The sequence below is a fragment of the Bacillus sp. HY001 genome, from assembly GCF_007558965.1.
GTDB classification, from domain to species: domain Bacteria; phylum Bacillota; class Bacilli; order Bacillales; family Bacillaceae_G; genus Bacillus_A; species Bacillus_A mobilis.
The window spans coordinates 1-331 of record NZ_VLTE01000375.1 but is presented as its reverse complement, the minus strand read 5'-3'; the positions used below and the strand labels follow the sequence as shown (position 1 = coordinate 331).

The following is a 331-nucleotide window of genomic DNA, read 5'->3' as shown; positions in this document are numbered from 1 at the left end:
CTAAAAATTCTCTGAAATCATCTCCCCAATCACAGATAGAGTTTACAACGGGTTCTAGAAGTAAACCAATTTCACTCAGTTGATACTCTACTTTAGGAGGTACAACGGGGTATACAACTCTAGTAATTATTTCATCTTCTTCTAATTCTCTCAATTGTCTAATTAACATGCGTTGATTGACATCGGGAAGGTATTTTTGTATTTCACTTAACCTTAATGGAGCCTGTTGGAGCAAACACCATATAATCGCTATTTTCCAACGTCCACCTATAACGGATAAAGCCAAATCTTTGCTAGTGAAAAAAGTTTTTTCTTTATAATCAATAACCAT

Annotated in this window: 1 protein-coding gene; it reads right to left on the bottom strand. The window is 34.4% G+C overall.

Translation table 11 applies throughout. The features are described 5' to 3' along the window. Nucleotides 1–331 (bottom strand): winged helix-turn-helix transcriptional regulator (locus tag FOT98_RS31820; RefSeq protein WP_144291296.1); only part of this gene is annotated, 331 nt, incomplete at both ends.